1 pseudogene is annotated in these 500 nt (G+C 36.9%); it reads left to right on the top strand.

Annotation, left to right across the window (positions count from 1 at the left end):
* Positions 1-69: 69 nt before the first annotated feature.
* A pseudogene (gene deoC, locus AC1DRF_RS32190) lies at positions 70-465 on the top strand (deoxyribose-phosphate aldolase); the annotation flags it as partial.
* Positions 466-500: the final 35 nt, after the last annotated feature.

Raw genomic sequence — 500 nt, 5'->3', positions numbered from 1 at the left:
GCTGAAAAAGTGGAAGCTCCAACGTTAATTTATAAAGAAATTCATTAAGAGACAGAGAGGAAGTACAAAATGAGTCAAAACATTACGGGTATTATTGATCATACATTATTAAAAGCAGATGCGACAGAAGAGCAAATTACGGTTTTAGCACAAGAAGCAAAAGAATATTCATTCGCTTCGGTTTGTGTAAATCCAACGTGGGTAAAAAAAGCAGCTGAGTTATTAAAAGATGCTCCAGAAGTGAAGGTATGTACGGTAATCGGTTTCCCTCTTGGAGCTACTACTTCAGCAGTAAAAGCATTCGAAACAACAAATGCAATCGAAAACGGTGCAGATGWAGTAGATATGGTAATCAACATCGGCGCGTTAAAAGATAAAAACTATGACTTAGTGCAAAGCGACATTCAAGCAGTAGTAGATGCTGCAAAAGGCAAAGCGCTAGTAAAAGTAATTATTGAAACAGCTCAAAGCGCTAGTAAAAGTAATTATTGAAACAGCTC

It is taken from the genome of Priestia sp. P5_B4 (assembly GCF_056400385.1).
The sequence above is the reverse complement of the archived record's forward strand: the minus strand, read 5'-3'. Positions and strand labels throughout refer to the sequence as shown.